This window comes from Glutamicibacter sp. FBE19 (genome assembly GCF_015524875.1).
GTDB lineage: Bacteria > Actinomycetota > Actinomycetes > Actinomycetales > Micrococcaceae > Glutamicibacter > Glutamicibacter halophytocola.
Genome location: NZ_JACKQN010000002.1, coordinates 430,793 through 451,611 on the forward strand (window position 1 = coordinate 430,793; position 20,819 = coordinate 451,611).

Here is a 20,819-nt window from a genome sequence, read left to right on the forward strand (position 1 = left end):
CACTCGATTCATGGGAATTGTGAGCCTGACCGGGCGCCTTGTCTGCGCCAGCCAATCAGAAGCAGACGCCGTCGCTGAGCTGTTGCCGGCCCATATGCAGCTGACCCGGGCGGAAGCCGGATGCCTGTCATTCCATGTGACACCCACCGGCGATCCTTGGGTATGGGATGTCGCCGAGCAATTCGCCACCGCTGAAGCCTTCGAAGCTCATCAGCAGCGTGTGCGTTCAAGCCCATGGGGCCAAGGAACCATGGGCATCAAGCGCGAATACAGCATCGAGGGGCCGCAGCCTGGCACAACCAGCTAGCCCCATTCCCTAGGGTTTGCCGGTGATCCTGTCGGCGATGAGGGCCAGCGGCGATGAGCTTTCCCGCCCCTTGAATTCGTTTCGGTCGGCCTGGCCGTAGGCGGCATATAGCCCCTTGGTCGCCAGCCAGCGCAGTGGTTCCGGCTCCCATTTGCGCACTTCGTGATTGACCCACGGCAAGCGGGCCAGTTCAGTTTCCTGGCCCAGGATCAGATCCCGCAATGTGCGCCCCGAGAGATTTGTGGTCGCCACGCCAGTGCCGACATAGCCTCCGGCCCAGCCAATGCCTGTTAGCGGATCCAAGCCGACGGTGGCCGCCCAGTCGCGCGGTACGCCGAGCACCCCGGACCACGCATGATCAATTTTTGCGTGCCTTGCCTGCGGAAACATCCGATGCAGGACTTCTTGAAGACCGCTGATGGTGCGCTGCGGCGTCTGGCCATCGGCATCGGTTCGCGAACCGTATTTGTACGGAACCCCTCGGCCGCCAATGGCGATGCGGTTATCTGCGGTTCGCTGGGCGTACATGTAGACATGGGCGTAATCCCCCAGCACTTCGCCCTGGCTCCAATTGAGCTCGTCCCACAGTCTGTCCGGCAACGGCTCGGTGGCAATCATGGACGAGTTCATCGGCAGCCACAACCGCTTATGGCCGGGCAACTGGGCCGTGAATCCCTCGGTGGCCCGCACAATGTATTGCGCGTTGACCGTTCCGCCATCAAGCTCCAGTTGCCTCGGGCGGATGGTTTTCACGGTGGTATCTTCAAAGATTTCCACCCCGAGCCGTTCCACGGCTTCGGCCAGCCCGCGCACGAGCTTCGCCGGATGGATCCTGGCCGCATGCGGGTGCCATAGCGCGGCCCTTGTTCCAGCGACATTGATCTGGCTTCGGGCTTCATCCGCGTCCAGGAGCTTGGTGCCGGTGTGTTCCCAGGCGCTATTCGCCGCAGCGTGCGCGCGCAGGCGCTGCTCCTGGGCCGGGGTGCAGGCGACTTCGAATTCTCCTCCACGCAGGATATCGGCGTTGATGTTTTCGACATCGCAGACGTTGATGACTTCATCAACGGTTTGGTTCATGGCCAGTTGGAAGTCATTGATCGCTTGCACCGAGTGCGTCTTGAGGTAGTGTTCCCGGCCAGCGGTGATGGTGTTAGTCAGCCAACCGCCATTGCGCCCTGAGGCGCCATAGCCAACATGCCGGGCTTCCAGGACCGCGATGGACAACCCCAGATTGGCTTTCGCCAGGTAATAGGCGGTCCATAACCCGGTAAATCCGGCCCCGATAATGGCGACATCCACGGTGCTGTGGCCGCGAAGTTTCGGGCGTGGTTCCGGGATGCCAATTTGTTGCCACCAATGCGATACCTGGCCGTTGAGCATGCTTGGACCACCCGTGCTTCCTAAATGAATCGCTTTCACCTTGCGCTTGGAAATCAGCCTATGGCCAGTTCCATTGCACGACAAGAGCAATCAAGAAAGTCAGCTTCGTGGTTAGTTGCGGGAGCCGCGGAACCCAGTGGCTGCGCCTAGGCCTACTCGCTCAGCGTGATGTGCGCACCGGCAGCCGGAGCATTCACCGGGATGGTCGCCACGCCAACCTCGTCACCAAGCTGCGCCATCACTTCTTCGGCGTGTTCAGGATCGCTGACCAGCAGGGCCAGGGTTGGCCCCGAGCCGGAAACCATGGCGCGCAGGGCGCCGGCTCCTTCAGCAAGGTCCCGCATGGTGCCCAGTTCCGGAGCCAGGGCCAGCGACGCTTGCGTCAGGTCATTGGCCAGCACCTGGGCCAAGGCTGGAGCGTCCGAAGCCATCAGGGCCTCAATGACCGCCGGATCGATTTCCTTCGGGACTTCGACGTCCGCACCGGATCGCAGGCGATCAAGCATTCCATACACCCGCGGCGTGGACAGCCCATAGCTGGCAGGAATCAGCACCCAGTGCGTCTTGGCCCGGGTGAGCAAGGGAGCCAGCTGGTCCCCCACGCCAAGGCCGATCGCGGCCCCGCCCATGAGCGCAAAAGGCACGTCCGCGCCAAGCCGCGCGCCCAGCCGGCCAAGTTCCTCGCGGTCCAGATGGGTTTCCCACAATTCATTGCAGGCCACCAAGGTGGCCGCAGCATCCGCTGACCCGCCTCCCATGCCGCCAGCGATGGGGACACGCTTGGTGATGTGCAGGTCCGCGCCCAATGCGGTTCCGGTGTGCTCACGCAGCAGTTGGGCCGCTTGGAAGACAAGGTTGCCTTCGCCCAATGGGAAATTCTCCGGGTCATGGACCACCGGTGAATCAGGTTCCAGGCTCAGCTGCAGCTCGCCATCGGTGCGCAGGGTGGCTTCGATCTGTTCGGTCAGAGATACCGCGACATACAGGCTTGCCACTTCGTGGTAGCCGTCCTCGCGGGGCGGGCCTACCTTGAAATAGCAGTTGATCTTGCCGGGAGCGGTGGCGATGACTCGCTGCTTTGCCATGCCTAGGCCTCGCTGGCCGACGGTTCAGCCGGCACGCCCTGGGCTGCGCCGGCGATGTCGATGTACTGCTCGATATCCAGCTTCTCGCCGCGTTCCTTCGGGTCGATGCCAGCAGCCACCAGGATCTTTTCGGCGCGGACACCGGAGCCAGCCCAGCCTGAAAGCGCTGCGCGCAGGGTTTTGCGGCGCTGGGCAAAAGCGGCGTCAACGATGGCGAAAACTTCTTTGCGATCCGGGGCGTCGCTGCGGTCCTTGTCACGGGTGAAGGACACCAGACCGGAATGGATCTTCGGCGCTGGCCAGAAGACGTTCATGCCGATGACGCCGGCTTTGCGCATGGTGCCATACCAGGCGCCCTTGACCGACGGGATGCCGTAGATCTTGTTGCCCGGGGTGGCGCTCATGCGGTCGGCGACTTCGTCTTGGACCATCACCAGGCCGTTGCGGATGGACGGGAAGTGTTCCAACAGGTGCAGGACGACCGGCACCGCAACGTTGTAAGGAAGGTTTGCCACCAGCGATGTCGGATTGCCGGGTAATTCGGTGACCTTCATGGCGTCGCTGAGGATGACGGTGAGGTCTTCTTCGCGCCCTGGCCGGAACTCGGCCATGGTCTGCGGCAGGCGCTGGGCCAGCGGCGGATCGATTTCCACGGCAACAACTTTGGCCGCTGCATCCATGATGCCAAGGGTCAGCGAACCGAGCCCCGGGCCAACCTCCAGCACAGTCTCGGCGGGGTCGACATTGGCGGCGGCGACAATGCGGCGGATGGTGTTCCCATCAATCACAAAGTTCTGCCCCAACGTCTTGGTAGGGCGGATTCCCAGCTCTTCGGCCAGACGACGGATTTCGGTGGCCCCAAGCAGCGGCAAAGATTCCTTAGACATCACAAATCCAATTCTAGTTCAGCCAGATTGATCCAAACATAACAACGCGACGCGTCCACCGTGATGGTGGACGCGTCGCGTTGTTATAGATCTTCGGTTTTTAGCGCAGGCCCAGCTTGGACGAGCAGGCCGGCCAGTGGCCCCAGCCACCGGAGGCTCGAAGCACCTCGGCTGCGGCGATCTGTTCTTGCGGGCTGGCCTGGTGTGGCAATGGCGCGTACTTGGTGCCGCCGACTGCTCGCCAGGAGGAGGCAGAGAACTGCAGTCCGCCGTAGTATCCGTTACCGGAGTTGATCGACCAGTTGCCACCGGATTCGCACTTTGCCAGTGCCTTCCAGGTTGCGGAGATGTTGCCGGTGCTGGTCGAAGGCTTCGAAGAGGATTCTTCCTTCTTCTCTTCCTTGGTGCCCACGCGGATAACCTCTGCGACTGGTTGCTTGGTGACCTTGGACTTGAGGACTTCTTCCTCGCCCTTCTCGCCGTTGCGGGTTTCCTGGCGCAGGGTAAGTTCGCGTTCGCCCTTCTTGCCCTCGGTCTTGACCTTGGTTTCGCCCTTGTCCAGGGACTTGTCGTTGACCTTCTCGACATCGAAGTCGATGTCGCGGGTTTCGTCCCAGGTCTTGACGTTGACCTCGATAACTTCAACTTCTACCCCGGCCTTGATACCGGTGCTGTCCTTGACGTTCTTGTCGGTTTCGTCGTCAACCTTGACGTTGATTTCATCATTGTCATCAACTTTGACGTTCTGCTCGGCGAGCAGTTCCTTGACGGTCGATGCGGTGGTGGCGACGGTCTTTTTCTTGTCGTCCACAATCAAGGTGAGGTCCTTGGGCGTGATTACTTCAAGCTCGTCGCTCAAAGCGCTCAACTGCATATCCTCATCGAGGGACACCTCGGAGCCTTTTTCAAGGTCGAGCTGATTGACAACATCTGCCACGGTCATGCCGGTGGTGTGGACCACGCGCTCGGCGCCGTCAACCGTCACCTCAACAGACTTGTTGCGCTTGATATCGATCTTCTGGTCATCCGAAAGGTTCGAATCCAGGGAAGCGGAGATCTCATCGCGCTCATCCAGCGAGATTTCCTGCTGATCCAGCAGCGCACTGACGGTGGCAGCGCGGGTGGTAACTTCCTGGGCTTCTCCATCGACGGAGATCACTACCGACTTCTGGCCAGCAACATAGAACACGGCGCCGGCGATAACCACGGCCACGGCGAGCGCCTGAGCCAGGTATTTAACCCAGCTTTTCTTGAGCAAGTGAGTCACAGTAGTGAGATCCTCATCGTTTAATTGGCTCAAACCCTGAAATCAATTCCAGGAATTCATGTTGAGCCCAGCAGCACCCGCTGCCTGCTTATCAATCTGACTTATGCCGTCTTTCCCGGACGCAGCGAGGTGCGAGGATCAGGCTGCCGAGTCCCGTCGCTGGCCCGCAAAGGGCAGGAAGGACCTCAAACATCTCATCCACCGTAACCGAATTGTTATATTCATGGCAAGTGTCCTGTAACGAGAGGCACAGCCTGCGAGTCTAGAATTCTCCGTACACTTCGCGGGTATTCGCATCGATTCGGGCACAGAATTCAGCGAGCTCAACACCTTTGGTTTCCGCCATGAACCTAGTCGTATAGGGAATCATGTAACTGGCATTGGGGCGTCCGCGGAATGGATGAGGGGTCAAGAACGGAGCATCGGTCTCCACCAGCAGCAACTGCGGATCGGCCAGATTCAAGGCAGCTCGCAAATCGTGGGAGTTCTTGAACGTGACCGTTCCCGAGAATGACATGTACCAGCCATTGTCATTGCAGATCTTTGCCAATCGCTCATCCCCGGAGAAGCAATGGAACACGACTTTAGGTGGCAGCTGGGAGCTCTTGAGAATACGCACAACGTCATCATGCGCATCACGATCATGGATCTGGACAGCCTTGCCCAGCCCAGCAGCAATGCGCAGATGTTCGCGGAATGACTGCTCCTGGGCACCCCGGCCGTCTTCACCCGTGCGGAAGTAATCAAGCCCGGTCTCCCCCAGCGCTCGCACGCGAGGGTCTGAAGCCAGCTCTTCAATGCGCTCAAGGGCGCTTTCGAGTTCCCCGGCCTCGGCTAGCCGCGCGGCGTCATTCGGGTGGATAGCCACAGCGGCCAGGATGCTGGCGTATTCATTGGCAACCTGCACCGCATATTCGGAGGATGGCACATCACAGCCCACCTGGATCAGCCCTTTTACTCCGACTGCTTCAGCAGCTGCCAAGGCATCGCGCGCTGAAACATTGACCGTGCCGTCAAGAAAGTCCAAATGGGTATGGTTGTCGACCACCGCGATCGGAAGGGCTTCAGGCGCTTCGGGATAGTGCAAGTTTCGCTTGCTGCCGCCCTGTTCATTGTGTGTCTTGCGCGCGCGGCCTTCTGGCCCTGCAGATTCCTCAGCCTCGCTGGGACGGTAGGCCTCCGGTACCCGGTTAACGTCGGTGTCCGACTTCTTCTTTGACACGCTGATCCTTTGCACTTAATTACTACAGCCCATTGCTCATTTTATTGTGTCATCACCCGATACTTTAACCCCAACCGCCCTGCACCCCGGGCCAGATTAGCCTCTGTTGTTGGACAAAAGATGCCCATATGATGGTGAGCAAGAGTCTATTGAATGTCTCAGGATGCGAAGTGTCTCGCGGCTGACCCATTGCGCAGGAGGAACTTCGAATGAGTGCGAACCCGACGATGCCATCGCTGGATTCAACGTTCCAAACGAATTGCCAACGAATTTTCGACGCCGTGCAGAGCGTGATCAACGGAAAACCCGAGGCCATCATCAGCGCGCTCACGGTACTGCTGGCGCAAGGACATTTGTTGCTGGAAGACGTTCCAGGCGTTGGCAAGACCATGCTGGCCAAGTCGCTGGCCAAAAGCGTGAATGGATCTGTGCATCGCATCCAGTTCACCCCGGACCTGCTGCCCAGTGATGTCACCGGTGTTTCCGTATATTCGCCGCAGACTCACGAGTTCACTTTTCACCCCGGCCCGATTTTCGCCAATATCGTCATTGCCGATGAGATCAACCGCGCCAATGCCAAAACGCAATCCGCGTTGCTTGAATGCATGGAGGAATCCCAGGTCACCGTTGATTCCATCACCCACAGCCTGGAACAGCCTTTTATGGTTATTGCCACCCAGAACCCCGTGGATTCTGAAGGAACCTTCGCGCTGCCCGAGGCGCAACGCGATCGCTTCATGGGGCGGATCTCTTTGGGCTATCCGCAACGCGAAGCCGAAATATCCATGATTGCCGGACATCACCATCATGAGCCGCTGGAAACCCTGGCCTCGGTGTTGCAGCTTGCAGACCTGCGGCAAATGATCGAACAGGTCAGCTCCATCACTGTCACCGCAAGATTAAGCTCCTATGTCGTGGATTTGGGCCGAGCATCGCGAAATCATCCGCAAGTTGAGCTCGGGGCTTCACCGCGTGCCCTGATCCAATGGGTTCGAGCCGCCAAGGCACATGCCGCCGTTAACGGCCGCGACCACGTGCTCCCGGAAGACGTGCGAAGCGTGGCGCAAATGGTGCTGAACCACCGGCTGATCCTTACTCGACGCGCTATCGCTGATGGGGTGGAAGTCCAGGACCTCATTCAAGAACTGCTCTCCAGCACCCCAGTCAGCTAGTTGGCATCGCATGGAGAAGATACCTCGTTTCGACTCCCGTAATGCTTTGTCGTGGGTTCGTTCAGAAAATTCGACACCTGCAATTCTGCGCCGGTTGCGGCTGGACCTGCTCACCGTGCGCGGATGGTGCGTGCTCGGCGCAGGAATCTTCCTGGTATTCCTCGCCTTCATGTTCGGCCGCCATGAATTGATGGCATTGGGCATCAGCCTCGTAGTGCTGGCCGGCATTAGCTGGGCCCTCGCACTGGGCCTGCGAGGGCGCACGCGAATCCAGCGACAGCTGCTATCCGCGGTTCCCAGCGCTGGCGAAGTATGCAGAGTGCAATTGCATTGCCTGGAACCGGCAACCATCCAGGAACAGCTTCCAGAAGGTTTCGGGCGCGGCCCGATGCTCGACACCCCTGGCGAACTGGAATATGAATTGATCTTTGGCAGGCGCGGCATCCATCAGCTGGGCCCGGCACAGCAAATCGTTTCTGACACGTTGGGTTTGGTCCGGGGAATGGTCAACACCGGCGAAACCCTGGAGATCCCGGTCCGCTCGGAACTCATGGATCTGCACCGCTTGGCTTCCCTTGGAGAGCAGATGCTCACCGGTGATGCGCGGCATTCGCGCAGCACCACCGCCGATTACTATGACGTTGCCATTCGCGACTACCAGCAAGGAGATTCGATCCGGCAGGTCCATTGGAAGGCCAGCGCCCGGCAAGGCAAGCTCATGGTTCGGCAGGAGAACCATGTCGCCACCGCTCAAGCGCTCCTGATCCTGGACACAAAATTTGAGCATTGGTGCCACAGCGGAGTGGATCTTCGGCTGTCCATCCCTGGCGGGTCTAACGAAGACTTGCCAAGTAGCCGCCGTTTTGAAACGGCCTTGTCGCTGGCCAGCAGCATCGGACTGCGCTATTCGACCGGTGGCTACCAGCTGTCTTTCCGCGATCTCAGTGGAGCGCCGCTGACCAGCCAGCATCGGCAAGCAACGTCGGATGCCGCAGCTGACTCAGACTTTGACTCGTTCCATGCTGCCACCGCCGAATTGGCCCTCGACGCCAGCGGCCCCGATACCAACGCCTCAGAGCTATTCGGCGATGGATTGCACAAGGAGCTGCTGGGATTCCGGGACGAACCAGTCATCATGATTTTTGGCGAGCTCACCGTTGCCCAGGCTCGATGGCTTGCCACTCTGGCCCGCACGGTACGCCTTGCCGAAGTTTTTATTCTCGTGGCGCATCCGGAAAGGTACGATTCGGTGCAACAAGAGCTCGCCGGCACCGGGTGGAAAGTTCATCTGCTCCCAGGAACCATGGGCGCAGCTGGGATGTGGGGCGGATAATGACCTCCCAGCTAGCCGGCGCCCCATCGCCACGCGAGACAGAAGAACAAAAGAGCCTCACGCTGGAGCAAGCTCCGCCAGTTGAGAATTTGCTCCCCCGCATCTTGGCTTCATTGTGCCTGGCTTTAGCCGTCTTGGCCGGAATGGCATCGCTCACCGGTGTCGTTGAGGGTACCTCGTGGTTCCCCTACCTCGTCCTGCCGAACATTGCCCTGCACCTGGCTTGCGGGGCGATCCGGAGCGTACGCGTCGTTCGCTGGCTGGCTATCCCGGCCGCAGTCCTCATCGCCGTCGCTGCCATCATGCGCCACGACGTCATGACCGCATATTCCTATGGATTTCCTGCCTTGCAATGGTTCCGCTCTTCGCTGTCCGAAGCAGGACTCCAATTGGCCACGCAAGTCCCGCCGGTAGCCAGCTCCATCCATGTGGACTTCGGCATTTTGGTCCTGTCACTGGGCGTGAGCCTTGCGGTGGAACTCCTGGCCAGTTTCCGCCGCACTGCCCTGCTGGTGATCATCCCGCTGTCTTTCGCCCCGATTGTTGCTTCGCTGTTCAAGCAGCAAGGTGCCGGGATTGGCTACCTGTCACTTATGGTCCTAGGGATATTGGCGTACGCTGCCCTGGTGCCCCACGCCTTCGCCAAGGCTTCGCCTCGCCCGGGCAGGCGCAAGCTCCTCGAGCCAAAGACCTTGGGAGTCTTTGGCATCACCGCCCTGGCCTGCGTTGGGTCGTTGATTGCCGCGAGCCTGTGGATGCCGGGGTTCCGCACCGGCATGTTCCCCGAGGGGCAACGCCCGTCCGGGGACCTGCTGGCCAACAATGTTGACCCGCTGATCAATCTCGGACGGGATCTCCGCTCGAATGGGTCAGATCCGTTCTTGACCTATTACACCAGCGCCTCGAAGGCGCCTTATTTGCGCACCCAGGTCATCAAGGAACTGACCACTGAACGCTGGGAACCGACCGAGGACCTGTTCCATACCGACTATTCGGGCGACGTGGCGGTCAACAATAATTTTTCGCTATTATCCAGCTCCGAAGAAATTGTGCAGATGACTTGGCCAAGGGGCAATAGGAATCCGCTATTGCCGTTGCCCGACCGCAGTAATCTGGTCAGTGGAATCCAGGGAGATTGGCAATGGACCCTTGAAACCTCGGTAGCCCGGCTCAGCGGTGATGCGCTGAGCGCGACCGGCGATATTACCGTTGCCTATGCGCCATTGAATATCACCCCGGAGATGGTTGAGTACCTCGATCAGCGGCGCATTGGCACGAACGATTTCATATCGTCGGACTACACGCAGCTCCCCCAGGACTCGGACAACGCCCTGCAGCCGATGCTCGAACAGGCCCTGGAGGAAGCCTACGATCAGGGAAGCACGCCGAGAACCAATTTGGAAAAGGCTGTGGCCCTCCAGGATTTCTTCCGCTCCGGGAACTTCGTTTACTCCGAGCGCACTCCTTTGCGGGAAGGCTACGACGGGGCCAACGCTGAGGTAGTCAAGGCTTTCCTGAACCGCCGCCAGGGGTATTGCGTGCACTTCGCGTCGGCCATGGCTCTGCTGGCGCGTGAGGCGGGGATCCCTTCGCGAATTGCCGTGGGCTACGCCCCTGGCGTGGCCACCGGCGAAACCATCACGGTTGATAATTCTGATGCTGCAACCTCGCTCGCCAGCTTGCTGGAGCCGGGCACCGAGCTCAAGGGCTATGAGGTCAGCGGGCAGCAGGCACATGCCTGGCCAGAGTTGTATCTTGACGGGCTGGGCTGGGTGCCTTTCGAACCGACTCCGGGCCGAGGCTACACGCCAACCTATGCGCCGGGACCAACCAGTACCGCAGCGCCTCAAGAGAGTACGGCGCCTGAGGTCCCGACGTCGCGCAGCACTCCGCCTCGTTCCGAGTCTCCCGATCCAACGCCTCAGGCGACGACGGGTTCTTCTTCACGTGATGGCAGTACCGCCATCTGGTTGGCGCCCTTGGCTATCTTGTTGGCTGCCGCCGGACTATGCGTTGGTCCTTGGCGCCGGCAAAGCACCCGGCAAAAGCGCCTGGCCCTGGTCCGTTCCGGCGCCCCTGATGCGGCACAAGCATTGTGGGCCGAACTGCTCAGTGTTGGAATGGATGCTGGAGTTGAAGCAGGCGTCCATGAATCAGTGGGCGACTATCTGGTGCGCCTGGCCGATGACCATCCGCGGCTCGCCAAGCCACTGCAATTGCTCCAGGCCGCTATTGAGCAGAGCTTCTACGCAGGTCGGCATGTACCTGCAGGTGATGCGCCTGAACTGTTGGACGCATTGCACGAGGTTCAAAGCCAGCTTCGCGGGGAACTGCCCGCAGGACGCCGGATCCTCAGTTTCCTTTTCCCGCGCTCGTTGCGTTCTACGCCAGGAAAAAGAGCCACGGCAGATGGTGCCAAAAAATAGCCTGCAGACAGTTGATGCCCGGCCACTTGGCCGGGCATCAATTATCTGCGACGCATCGTTGGATGCTTAGATCTACTTCTTTGCAGCGTATGGATCGGCGATGCCGATGTACTGCACGGTGGTGTATTCGCCCAATCCTTCAGCGCCGCCTTCGCGGCCCAAACCGGACTGCTTCACGCCGCCGAATGGTGCTGCTGCGTTAGAGATAACGCCGGCGTTGAAGCCAACCAGGCCGAATTCGATCTGCTCCGAAACGCGGAACATGCGGTTGAAGTCCTGCGAGTAGATGTAGGAGGCCAGGCCGTACTCGGTGGAGTTGGCCAGCTTGATGGCCTCTTCCTCGGAAGTGAACGTGGTCACCGGAGCAACCGGGCCGAAGATCTCCTGGGTCAGGATCTTCGCGTCGTTGGCTACGTTGGCCAGAACGGTTGGCTGGTAGAAGTAGCCTGGGCCCTCGACCGGTGCGCCACCGGTAACAGCAGTTGCGCCAGCGCTGACTGCGGCCTCGACCAGTGCGTGAAGTTCGTCGCGAGCCTTTGCCTCCACCAGTGGTCCCACAGTGGTGCCTTCTTCGGTGCCACGGCCTGGCTTCAGTGCCTTCATCGCTTCAGCGAACTTTGCGGTGAACTCTTCGGCAACATCAGCGTGGACCAGGAAGCGGTTGGCTGCGGTGCAGGCTTCGCCCATGTTGCGCATCTTGGCAGCCATGGCGCCCTCGACTGCGGCATCCAGGTCGGCATCTTCGAAGACGATGAACGGCGCGTTGCCGCCCAGTTCCATCGAAGTGCGCAGCACCTTGTCGGCGGCGTCCTTCATCAGCTGCTTGCCCACTGGGGTCGAACCGGTGAAGGAGACCTTGCGCAGGCGGTCGTCCTGCATCAATGGGCCGGAGATCTTCGAAGCCGAGGCTCCGGAAACAACGTTCAGCACGCCTGCCGGAAGGCCAGCTTCCATCATCGTGGCAGCGAACAGCTGGGAAGTCAGCGGGGTCAGCTTGGCTGGCTTGAGCACCATGGTGCAACCTGCGGCAACTGCTGGGCCGACCTTGCGGGTGGCCATGGCCAGCGGGAAGTTCCACGGGGTGATCAGCAGGCATGGGCCCACCGGCTTGTGGTGGACCAGAACCTTGTTCTTGCCCTCGGGGGTGGTCACGTAGCGGCCGTAGTGACGCACGGTTTCTTCGGAGAACCAGCGCAGGAATTCGGCACCGTAGGTCACTTCGCCGTAGGCCTCGGCCAGCGGCTTGCCCATTTCCAGGCTCATCAGCAGGGCGAAGTCATCCTTGCGCTCGGTGACCAGATCGAAGGCGCGGCGCAGAATCTCAGCCCGTTCGCGTGGTGCGGTCAAGGCCCATTCGGCCTGCACGGCATCCGCTGCGTCCAAAGCGGCCATGGCATCTTCGCTCGTGGCGCTGGCAAGCGTCAGCAGCTTTTCTCCGGTGGCTGGATCCAGCACGTCGAAGGTGCCGCCATCCGAGGCATCGCGCCATTCGCCATTGATCAAAAGACCGGTTGGAACCTTTGCAAGCAGTTCTGCTTCGCACTGGGCAGTGATCGACATACGCGCATCTCCTGAAACTATAAATGAAACTAATCGTCGTTGATGCCTACGCTATTCTCGGCACAAGCGAACTGTAAATCGCCCTGTGCACTATAAAAGCGCAGATTCATTGTGCAATCAGCCTATGCGAATTCCGCTATTTATCCGCTTCGTGACGTTCGGCCAGGACAGCCTCATAAAGATCGCGTTTCTTCACGCCAAATTTTTCGGCAACTTCAGCCACGGCTTGTTTCATTCGAGTGCCCTGTTCCACGAGTGCCGCAACCTTGGGCAGCAACTCATCCACCGTGGCCGGTTCGGCTTCTTCAGCGCCGTGGATCACCACGACGATTTCGCCACGCACGCCATCCTCGGCCCACTGTTTCAAGGCGCCGAGCGAGTCTCGACGGACTTCCTCAAATTTTTTGGTCAATTCCCGGGCCACGGCTGCCTGGCGGTTTTCCCCAAAGGCTTCGACGGCGGCCTCCAGGAAATCGCCCAGGCGATGCGGCGCTTCGAAGAAGACCATGGTGCGTTCTTCGGCCAGCAATGATTCCAGCCTTTTGCGCCGCTCCCCTGCCTTGCGTGGCAAGAACCCCTCGAAGGTGAAGCGCCCTGTCGGCAGGCCCGAAAGCGAGAGCGCGGTCAACACGGCAGAAGGGCCAGGCACGGCGGTGACGCGAATGCCTGCGCTGAGCGCGGCCGCCACCAGCGGGTAGCCCGGATCCGAAACAGCTGGCATTCCCGCGTCGGAGACTACCAGGATTGTTGCCCCCTGGGCTGCCAAGTCGATGACTTCAGAAAGCTTGTGGGCTTCGTTGTGCTCATGAAGGCTCATCACCTTGGCGGTGATCTTGATTCCCAGCGCATGGGCGAGGTGGTGGAAGTTCCTCGTGTCCTCCGCGGCGATGATATCCGCGGTCGCCATCATTTCCCGCAACCGCGGGGAAGCATCGGATAAATTGCCAATTGGGGTAGCGCCGAGGACGATTACGCCCTCATTCTCTGAGATCTGCACATTCTTAAGCCTACGCGAAGTATGAAAAGCCCACATTCCTCCCTTCACGCCGGTAGCATGATCTGGTGATGGGCATCTCGACTCCTAACTCCGCGATTATTGGCCACGTCCGTTCAACGCGGCAGGCCTTCACTTTCGAGAGCCTGAAACAGCGGCTCCTGCCCACGGTAGCGCTCAGCGGACCGCTGCTGTGGATCATTCCACTGGCGGTGACGTTGCTTGCCGGTTTGCTGCGTTTCATCAACCTTGCTCATCCGCACATGTTGATCTTTGACGAAACCTACTACGTCAAAGACGCGTTTTCGCTGCTGCAAAGCGGTTACGAACGCGAATGGGCCGATGACAGCGACGCGCAATTCATCGCCGGGGATCCCCAGCTCACCACGGATTCTTCCTTCGTGGTCCATCCGCCACTGGGCAAATGGCTCATCGGCATTGGAATGCTGCTCTTTGGCGATTTCAACGGCTTCGGTTGGCGTTTCAGCACGGCGCTGTTCGGCACCCTTTCGGTGCTGCTGGTCACCCTCTGCGCCCGGCTGCTCTTCGGATCGCATATCCTGGCTGGCATCGCCGGACTGTTGATGGCCATCGATGGCCATTCCATCGTGATGTCACGCACCGCGCTTCTGGATATCTTCCTCATGTTCTTCGTCCTGGCCGCGTTTTACGCGTTGCTCAAGGACCGAATCCACGGGCGGACCCAACTGGCTCGCAAGCTCAGTGTCCCCCGGGGCAACAGGCCCGATGAATTCCTCCTGGGGTACGGGCCGATGCTGTGGTGGCGCCCGTGGCGCCTGGTTGCAGCTGTCATGCTCGGCGGGGCGGTCGGCATCAAGTGGTCAGCGCTGTCCTTTGTGGCTGTTTTCTGCATCATGGCCGTGCTGTGGGACTTCGCCGCGCGCCGCACCGCAGGCATTCATCACTGGCAGCGTGCCGCTTTCACCCGCGACGGCATCTACTCGTTCTTCACGATGATCCCGCTCGCGCTGCTCACCTACCTGTCCACGTGGACCGGTTGGCTGATCACTGCCGGCGGGCGCTACCGGCAATGGGCTGAAGAAAATCCCGGCGACGGCGTCAGCTGGCTGCCCGCTCCGCTGCGCTCGCTCTGGCACTATCACCAGGCTGGCTACGAATTCCACACGGGACTCAGTTCAGAACACGGATGGCAATCCTCGCCATGGACGTGGCCTTTCGCCGGCCGCCCAGTGCTGTTCTACTTCGAAGGCTACGACAAGGGCGTCAACGGCTGCGATCTGAAGCGCTGCACCGAAGTCATCACCGACCTCCCCAACCCGCTGCTGTGGTGGGCCTGCTCGATCAGCATGTTCCTGTTGATCCTGTGGTGGATCGGAGCCCGCGACTGGCGTGCCGGGGCCATTCTTTCCTCGGCCGTGGCCGGTTTCCTGCCATGGCTGATGTACCCGGAACGCACGATGTTCTTCTTCTACACCCTGCCACTGGTGCCGTTCATGATCCTTTCATTGACGTATATGATTGGCAGGTTCATTCCGCGTGAGCCGAATTCCGGACTCGTATACCGCTCACGCATTATCGTGGTCACCCTGGTTATTGCATTATTCCTAGTCACATCGGCCTTCTTCTGGTCGATTTGGTCTGGGGAAATGATTGCAGATGAGCTCTGGCGCCTGCACGTGTGGATCCCCAGCTGGGGCTAGGCACCGGGGCAGATCGGCGCTTGATGCCATGAACCAGGCCACGTTGACGATTATCGATTCCCGAAGGGTTCAGCTTCCATGCACGAAGTAACCGTCGAGCTGCTTACTGAATTAGCGCCAGAAGTCAATACGACGAATCTTCTCCTCGACCGCGTCGCCCGCGGTTCGGACCAGCCGTTGTTCAGCGTGCAGCGCGAGGGCTCCTGGCACGATGTGAGCGCCGGAGATTTCCTCGCCGACGTGAAGCGCCTGGCAACCACCTTGATCAATGACGGGCTCCAGCCAGGCGACAAGGTCGCGATCGTCTCAAGAACGCGCTACGAATGGGCGCTGGCGGAAGAAGCCATCTGGTTTGCCGGCGGCATCTCGGTTCCCATCTACGAGACCTCCAGCCCTTTTCAGATCGAATGGATCCTCCGCGATTCAGGCGCCCGCGTTGTCTTCGCCGAGGACCACGCGCTGCGGGCCAATGTGCGGCAGGCCGCCGCGCAGCTGGGCGAAGAGATCCTCATCCATATTTTCGAGGGTTCGGACCAGTCCGACAAGGCGCTGATACCTTCAGCAGGATTGCACCGGCTGCTCGTGGAGCCTGGCGAAGTCAACGAGCAGGCCATCGAGTCCCGCCGCTCGTCCATGAAGCTCGAAGACGTAGCCACCATGGTGTACACCTCGGGCACGACCGGCCGCCCCAAGGGCTGCAATATGACCCACGCCAATTTCGCCATGGTCGCCCATAACCTGGCCGGGCACATGCGCGAAGTTCTCGGCGACCAGCGCCGCACCCTGATGTTCCTGCCGCTGGCCCACGTGCTCGCCCGCGCCGTCCAGCAGACCTGCATCCACGGCGGCTCCATCATCGCCCATTCAAGTTCCATGGCTCATCTGGTCAAGGACATGGCAGCCGTCAAGCCCGGCTTCCTGTTGGCCGTTCCACGCGTCTTCGAGAAGATTCGCACCACCGCGCTGGCAACAGCTGAGAGCAGCGGCAAGGCCGGCCTGTTCTTGAAGGCCGAGCAGACTGCCATCGACGTTTCCAAGATCCGCGATGCACGTGCCCGTGGACTCAAGGCACGCCTGCCCCTGGGCCTGCGCGCCCGGCATGCGCTGTTCAACAAGGTGCTCTATCCAAAACTGCGCGGCATTTTTGGCGGCGAATGCAGCTACGCAATTTCGGGGGCCAGCGCGCTCAACCAGGATCTGGCGCACTTCTTCCGGGGCGCCGGCATCCAGCTGGTGGAAGGCTACGGCTTGACCGAGACCACCGCGCCGGCCACGGTGAACCAGGCCTCGCATACCCGCGTAGGCACGGTGGGGCGTCCCATCCCCGGAACCAGCGTCAGGATCGCCGACGATGGCGAGATCCTGGTCAAGGGCATCGGCGTCTTCTCCGGCTACCACAACAATCCCCAGGCTACCGCGGAAGCCTTCGACGCTGGCGGCTATTTCAAGACCGGTGATACCGGCGTCCTGGATGAGTCCGGGTACTTGAAGGTCACCGGGCGCAAGAAGGAACTGATTGTCACGGCCGGCGGCAAAAACGTCTCCCCCGGTCCCTTGGAGGAGATGGTTCGTGCCGGGCGCATTGTGGCCCAGTGCGTCCTGGTCGGCGAACAGCGTCCGTTTATTTCAGCCTTGGTGACTCTGGATCATGAAGAACTAGTCCTGTGGGGCAAAGCCAAGGGTCTGGGCGAATTGTCTCTGGCGCAAGCGGCAGTTCATCCCGAAGTCATTGCCGAAATCCAGCAATATGTGGACACGGCGAACCTGACGGTGTCCAAGGCCGAATCGATTCGCAAGTTCGTGGTCCTCGCTGCGGAATTCACCGAGGCCTCAGGCCACCTGACCAGCTCGCTGAAACTCAAGCGGCAGAGCGTCCTCGACCAGTTCGAAGACCGGATCCAGGAGTTCTACTCCAAGTAGGAGGCCAGTTAAATAGGTCAGGCGCCGCAGATGCGGCGCCTGAACCAGTTTGCTTCGCTGGTGCCTAGTTGCCGATGCCGAAGGCGCGGGCTTCCTGGCGCAGCCGGGAGGACTCGCGGCGGCGTCCGGTCGGCCAGCAGCTGACCAGAACCACGAGAACCGTTGCCAGCACCAGGGCGGCAATGCCAATGGCGCTATCAACCCAGAACTGCTCGGGGTACAGGCGGATGAGGGTGTCCCTGACGCTGAAGGTCCAAGTTCCTTCGGAGAAGAACAGCGCGTGGAACTGGGTGAAGAAGGTTTCCCACCCCATCAGCGCTGCCACAGCGAGCACCGCAATCATTGCCAGGGTCACGATGGCGCCGGAGAACAGGGCCCTGCGCACGCCGCCGGCATAGCGCTTGGCGAGGTACCAGACGCCGATGACCAGGATGATTGCCAAGACCACGCCAAGCACGTAGGCGAAGCCAATCAGGTGCTTCACATCGACCATATGCTGCACCTCGCCTTCGGAGAACATGCTCGAACCCGTGGAGAGCTTGAGCCCGGCCAGGTACTCTCGCCCGGCGAAGTTGTTCAGGTAGTCCACGCCGTAGCTGCCGTAGGTCAGGCGTTCGGCATCGGTGAATCCGAAGCTGTCGCTGGGGAATCCGGGGCGTGCGTAGGACAGCGCCAAGAAGGCAGGGGTGGCGATCAGGCGGATGGCAGCGATCAGGGTCAGCAGCGGGAAGACCAGGGCTACTATCACCTGCGCGGTGCGGCCCAGGGGCGGCTTGGAGTTCAGGGCGCGTTCACGGGCGACACGGCGCTTGACGGCCGCCTCCGAAGGTTCTGGCTCCGGCTCGTAGCTGCCGAAGACGCGATTGCGGGCCTGTGCCACAGCGGCTTTCGTGGTGGGCAGCGATCCAGTTTTCGGAGCCGCCGAAACCGGCGGTACCTGCTGTGCGGTGTTCGTGGCTGGCTCCTCTGCCTGAGGCTGCACGCTCGTTGCCGGTGCTTCGGGCTGGCTTGCAGTCTTCTTTTCGGCTTCAAGTTCATGGGGAAGCTTGATTGCGCGAATCACGTCTTCAACTGGCTCTTTGGCCTGCGGCTTCGCCGCTGCGGGCTTGGCTGGAGCGGTTTTGGCAGCCACGGTTTTCCCCTCCGCGGGCTTATTCGTCGCGGCAGCAGCTGCTGGCTTGGCTGCGGCTGGCTTCTGCGCCGGCGGGGCCGCGGCTGGCTTGGCAGGCGCTGCTTTCTGGGCTGCAGGCTTGCTGGCTTCGGGTTGCGCAGGAGTCTCGGATTTGCCGGACATCGCCAAGCGAACTGCTTCCTTGCGGGCGGCTTCCCGGGCAACGGTTTCCTTGGCCGCCTCAGCCTGCGCCTGGTTCTTGTGGGCTTCCAAACGCGCTGCCAGCTCCTCGGCCTTTTGGCTCAGGGATGCCTTGGGACTTGGCGCGCCTTCCGGGCCAGCCGATGCGGGCTGGCCCGCATTTCCTTGCCCTCCGGAAGGGTTTTTCGCCGCCTCAGCCATGAGCAGACCTCCTGCAATTCGCGCGATGGTGTGATGTTTTAGGGTAATTGGCAAGCCGCGAAGGGCTCACGCGCCTTCAGCATATCCACCCGAAAGGCTCTTGCGACGGATTACCACACCTAAAACATGTTTCGGCTAAGACACAAGCGCGAAGTGCTGGGAAAAGTTCTTGGAACGGTACTTACTGTTCCTTATCCGGCAAAACGGCCAGGCGCACACGAGAGTCAAAGCGCTGGCCGCGGTTTTCGCGAGCACGCACCGAATCCACCGGGGAAGTTGAGGCGTGCCGCGGCTCGCGGGCCGCCGGCTGCTTGTCGCGCACCGCATTCACCAGCGCATTCAGTTCGTCTTCGGGCTCCAGCACATCCGGCATGGCTCCGCGAATCAGGTTCCAGCCGCTGGGGACGGTCAGGCGATTGGCGTGCCGCGCGCACAGGTCGTAGCAGTGCGGCTCCGGATAGGTCGCTAGCGGACCCAGTACAGCAGTTGAATCCGCATATACGTAGGTGAGGGTTGCACGAGCTGCTTCACGGCAAGCTGGGCGAGAACAAAGACGAAGACCTTCCACGGTTCCCATTCTACTCGTGCCATTGGCGCTAACCGGGGATCTAGCGGTGTTTACGGGCCGATGCGCGGCCAGAGGCCATCCGGGGCGATAGGCTGGGGTGATGAACTCCAAGGTGCCGAATCAGCCCAGCGGGCCGCGGCGCAATCGCCACGGCCGGGGGCGCCGCGGGCCGTTGCTGCCGATGCATCTTCCTGCCTACCGAGGCAGGCAAGAGCGGTTCGATGACGCAGTGATGGCCAGTGCCCAGCGGCTTTCCGAGCGCTGGCCGCAGAAGATTGAGCTTATCGACTTCTTGATCGAGCCGGTTCCCAGCGACACTCTCATCAACCAGGCCCAGGCCGTTGGTGACCGGATCCCGCTGGCGTCCTCCGTGGCGGCCACCGCCAGCGAGCGGGCAAGAATCATCATTTTCCGCCTGCCCATCGAGCAGATAGCCGACAGCCCTGGCGAGTTGCTGGACCTGGTCCATCAATGCGTGGTGCACGAGGTGTCCCAGCTGTGGGTCAAGCCAATCAACGAGATCGACCCGTCGTATTTCCCCGACGACCCTGATTACGAGTGAGCCGCCGCGGCGGCCGAGCGCTGCGGTGCATGGCTGGCCAGCAGCAGGCGTATCGCGCCAATCCAGACCAGCGCAGAACCGACCAGGTGGCAGACCACCAATAGCTCGGGAAGGTGCGTGAGCGCCTGGACGATGCCGATCAGGCCCTGCCCGGCGAAGACCAGCACATACATTTTCGCCTTGCGGGACACGCTGGCTAGTTGCTGCTGATTCGCCGTGCGCCACATGACCGCCACCGTTGCCAGGGCCAGCACCGCCACCAAGGCGTGGAAAACTGTAATGCCCAGCCAGTCAAAGCCCATGCGCGGCACGTCGGCCGAGTCCCCGGCGTGCGGTCCGGAGCCGGTTACGGCGGTACCTGCGATGACCAATGCGGCATTGGCTGCAAGCATGATGGTGCCAAGGGCCTTGAGCTTGCCGGTGCTGGCCGGATGCTCCCCGGCTATCAGGTTCTGCGTCTTGTCCCAGGTGATGGCCGCGGCCGTGAGCAGCAATGTAGCAGCCAGGAAATGCCCTGCCACCATGAAGGGATTTAGCTTCACCCACACCGTGACCCCGCCGATCACGGCGTTGAGCACCACGAGCCAAAACTGCACCCAGGCCCAGCGGGTAATGGCTGGCACCGGTTCGCGCTGCAGGCGAGCGGCAATGATCACCCATCCCACCGCAGCGCAGAGCACCGTGGTGAGCAACCGGTTGGCGAACTCGATGGTCGCATGAATGCCCATCTGCGCCGTGGGTGCCAACGACCCGTCGGTGCAGGCCGGCCAGTCGGGACAGCCCAGGCCCGAACCGGTCACGCGCACGACACCTCCGCCAACGATGATCAAGATGGCGGCAATCATTGCGGTCAGGCTGGCCGCGCGCAAGCTGCGGCGCTCCAGTGAGATTCGGCTGGCAAGCCAGCCGAAGGGGGTAACCATAAAACTATTCCTTGGTGG

The 20,819-nt window shown here is 60.9% G+C and carries 17 protein-coding genes; 7 read left to right on the forward strand and 10 right to left on the reverse strand.

What is annotated here, in order from left to right:
- Positions 1–10 precede the first annotated feature (10 nt).
- Positions 11–307 (forward strand): antibiotic biosynthesis monooxygenase, encoded by a 297-nt coding sequence (locus H6F58_RS05635; protein ID WP_146277845.1) that lies wholly within the window; start codon positions 11–13, stop codon positions 305–307.
- 9 nt (positions 308–316) lie between these two features.
- On the opposite strand, the gene H6F58_RS05640 is transcribed toward H6F58_RS05635, so the two are convergent.
- The 5 genes from H6F58_RS05640 to H6F58_RS05660 form a co-directional block, all read right to left on the reverse strand.
- The gene (locus H6F58_RS05640) at positions 317–1,687 is read right to left on the reverse strand and encodes an FAD-binding oxidoreductase (RefSeq protein WP_195181286.1); all 1,371 of its coding nucleotides are present in this window, start codon (positions 1,685–1,687) and stop codon (positions 317–319) included.
- 152 nt (positions 1,688–1,839) lie between these two features.
- A complete protein-coding gene (locus H6F58_RS05645; protein ID WP_146277843.1) occupies positions 1,840–2,772 on the reverse strand; it encodes a 4-(cytidine 5'-diphospho)-2-C-methyl-D-erythritol kinase in 933 nt (310 codons plus the stop codon).
- Positions 2,773–2,774: 2 nt separating this feature from the next.
- Entirely contained in the window at positions 2,775–3,659 is an 885-nt protein-coding gene (rsmA, locus tag H6F58_RS05650; RefSeq protein WP_195181287.1) for a 16S rRNA (adenine(1518)-N(6)/adenine(1519)-N(6))-dimethyltransferase RsmA, read from the reverse strand.
- Between the two features lie 100 nt (positions 3,660–3,759).
- A complete protein-coding gene (locus H6F58_RS18300) occupies positions 3,760–4,926 on the reverse strand; it encodes a resuscitation-promoting factor (RefSeq protein WP_060700881.1) in 1,167 nt (388 codons plus the stop codon).
- 262 nt (positions 4,927–5,188) lie between these two features.
- Positions 5,189–6,148 (reverse strand): TatD family hydrolase, encoded by a 960-nt coding sequence (locus tag H6F58_RS05660; RefSeq protein WP_146277841.1) that lies wholly within the window; start codon positions 6,146–6,148, stop codon positions 5,189–5,191.
- Between the two features lie 209 nt (positions 6,149–6,357).
- Here H6F58_RS05660 and H6F58_RS05665 point away from each other — a divergent pair, with 209 nt between their 5' ends.
- The 3 genes from H6F58_RS05665 to H6F58_RS05675 are packed head-to-tail and all read left to right on the forward strand — an operon-like array spanning position 6,358 to position 11,079.
- A complete protein-coding gene (locus H6F58_RS05665; RefSeq protein ID WP_060700879.1) occupies positions 6,358–7,320 on the forward strand; it encodes a MoxR family ATPase in 963 nt (320 codons plus the stop codon).
- 10 nt (positions 7,321–7,330) lie between these two features.
- Positions 7,331–8,653 carry a DUF58 domain-containing protein gene (locus H6F58_RS05670; RefSeq protein WP_195181288.1) on the forward strand — a complete coding sequence of 441 codons (1,323 nt, stop codon included), beginning with the start codon at positions 7,331–7,333 and terminating at the stop codon, positions 8,651–8,653.
- Positions 8,653–11,079, forward strand: a complete 2,427-nt coding sequence (locus tag H6F58_RS05675) for a DUF3488 and transglutaminase-like domain-containing protein (RefSeq protein ID WP_195181289.1) — start codon at positions 8,653–8,655, stop codon at positions 11,077–11,079. The genes H6F58_RS05670 and H6F58_RS05675 overlap by 1 nt, the downstream gene beginning before the upstream one ends.
- 72 nt (positions 11,080–11,151) lie before the next feature.
- On the opposite strand, the gene H6F58_RS05680 is transcribed toward H6F58_RS05675, so the two are convergent.
- Together H6F58_RS05680 and rsmI are read right to left on the reverse strand one after the other, a co-directional pair.
- Complete coding sequence (locus H6F58_RS05680; RefSeq protein ID WP_146277838.1) at positions 11,152–12,639, reverse strand: NAD-dependent succinate-semialdehyde dehydrogenase; 1,488 nt, start codon at positions 12,637–12,639, stop codon at positions 11,152–11,154.
- 136 nt (positions 12,640–12,775) lie between these two features.
- On the reverse strand, positions 12,776–13,672 hold the full coding sequence (gene rsmI, locus H6F58_RS05685) for a 16S rRNA (cytidine(1402)-2'-O)-methyltransferase (protein WP_146277837.1): 897 nt from the start codon (positions 13,670–13,672) through the stop codon (positions 12,776–12,778).
- A gap of 32 nt (positions 13,673–13,704) precedes the next feature.
- Here rsmI and H6F58_RS05690 point away from each other — a divergent pair, with 32 nt between their 5' ends.
- Complete coding sequence (locus H6F58_RS05690) at positions 13,705–15,315, forward strand: phospholipid carrier-dependent glycosyltransferase (protein ID WP_195181290.1); 1,611 nt, start codon at positions 13,705–13,707, stop codon at positions 15,313–15,315.
- Positions 15,316–15,393: 78 nt separating this feature from the next.
- Positions 15,394–17,235: an AMP-dependent synthetase/ligase gene (locus H6F58_RS05695; RefSeq protein WP_195181291.1), complete on the forward strand. Its 1,842-nt coding sequence runs from the start codon at positions 15,394–15,396 to the stop codon at positions 17,233–17,235.
- Positions 17,236–17,299: 64 nt separating this feature from the next.
- On the opposite strand, the gene H6F58_RS05700 is transcribed toward H6F58_RS05695, so the two are convergent.
- Both H6F58_RS05700 and H6F58_RS05705 read right to left on the reverse strand, forming a co-directional pair.
- Positions 17,300–18,748 carry a TIGR01906 family membrane protein gene (locus tag H6F58_RS05700; protein ID WP_195181292.1) on the reverse strand — a complete coding sequence of 483 codons (1,449 nt, stop codon included), beginning with the start codon at positions 18,746–18,748 and terminating at the stop codon, positions 17,300–17,302.
- A gap of 181 nt (positions 18,749–18,929) precedes the next feature.
- Positions 18,930–19,316: a DUF3499 domain-containing protein gene (locus H6F58_RS05705; protein ID WP_098945537.1), complete on the reverse strand. Its 387-nt coding sequence runs from the start codon at positions 19,314–19,316 to the stop codon at positions 18,930–18,932.
- Between the two features lie 100 nt (positions 19,317–19,416).
- On the opposite strand from H6F58_RS05705, the gene H6F58_RS05710 reads away from it, so the two are divergent.
- Positions 19,417–19,878, forward strand: coding sequence for a metallopeptidase family protein (locus H6F58_RS05710; RefSeq protein ID WP_195181293.1), 462 nt, complete (start codon positions 19,417–19,419; stop codon positions 19,876–19,878).
- Here the strand turns inward: H6F58_RS05710 and H6F58_RS05715 are convergent.
- Positions 19,869–20,801 carry a COX15/CtaA family protein gene (locus H6F58_RS05715; protein WP_195181294.1) on the reverse strand — a complete coding sequence of 311 codons (933 nt, stop codon included), beginning with the start codon at positions 20,799–20,801 and terminating at the stop codon, positions 19,869–19,871. The two genes, H6F58_RS05710 and H6F58_RS05715, sit on opposite strands and share 10 nt — an antisense overlap.
- Between the last annotated feature and the right edge of the window lie 18 nt (positions 20,802–20,819).

Coding starts and splice junctions, on each gene's coding strand:
- H6F58_RS05635 (WP_146277845.1), top strand. CDS start 11: ATGGGAATTGTGAGCCTGACCGGGCGCCTTGTCTGCGCCAGCCAATCA.
- H6F58_RS05640 (WP_195181286.1), bottom strand. CDS start 1,687: ATGCTCAACGGCCAGGTATCGCATTGGTGGCAACAAATTGGCATCCCG.
- H6F58_RS05645 (WP_146277843.1), bottom strand. CDS start 2,772: ATGGCAAAGCAGCGAGTCATCGCCACCGCTCCCGGCAAGATCAACTGC.
- rsmA (WP_195181287.1), bottom strand. CDS start 3,659: ATGTCTAAGGAATCTTTGCCGCTGCTTGGGGCCACCGAAATCCGTCGT.
- H6F58_RS05665 (WP_060700879.1), top strand. CDS start 6,358: ATGAGTGCGAACCCGACGATGCCATCGCTGGATTCAACGTTCCAAACG.
- H6F58_RS05670 (WP_195181288.1), top strand. CDS start 7,331: ATGGAGAAGATACCTCGTTTCGACTCCCGTAATGCTTTGTCGTGGGTT.
- H6F58_RS05675 (WP_195181289.1), top strand. CDS start 8,653: ATGACCTCCCAGCTAGCCGGCGCCCCATCGCCACGCGAGACAGAAGAA.
- H6F58_RS05680 (WP_146277838.1), bottom strand. CDS start 12,639: ATGTCGATCACTGCCCAGTGCGAAGCAGAACTGCTTGCAAAGGTTCCA.
- rsmI (WP_146277837.1), bottom strand. CDS start 13,672: ATGTGGGCTTTTCATACTTCGCGTAGGCTTAAGAATGTGCAGATCTCA.
- H6F58_RS05690 (WP_195181290.1), top strand. CDS start 13,705: ATGGGCATCTCGACTCCTAACTCCGCGATTATTGGCCACGTCCGTTCA.
- H6F58_RS05695 (WP_195181291.1), top strand. CDS start 15,394: ATGCACGAAGTAACCGTCGAGCTGCTTACTGAATTAGCGCCAGAAGTC.
- H6F58_RS05700 (WP_195181292.1), bottom strand. CDS start 18,748: ATGGCTGAGGCGGCGAAAAACCCTTCCGGAGGGCAAGGAAATGCGGGC.
- H6F58_RS05710 (WP_195181293.1), top strand. CDS start 19,417: ATGAACTCCAAGGTGCCGAATCAGCCCAGCGGGCCGCGGCGCAATCGC.
- H6F58_RS05715 (WP_195181294.1), bottom strand. CDS start 20,801: ATGGTTACCCCCTTCGGCTGGCTTGCCAGCCGAATCTCACTGGAGCGC.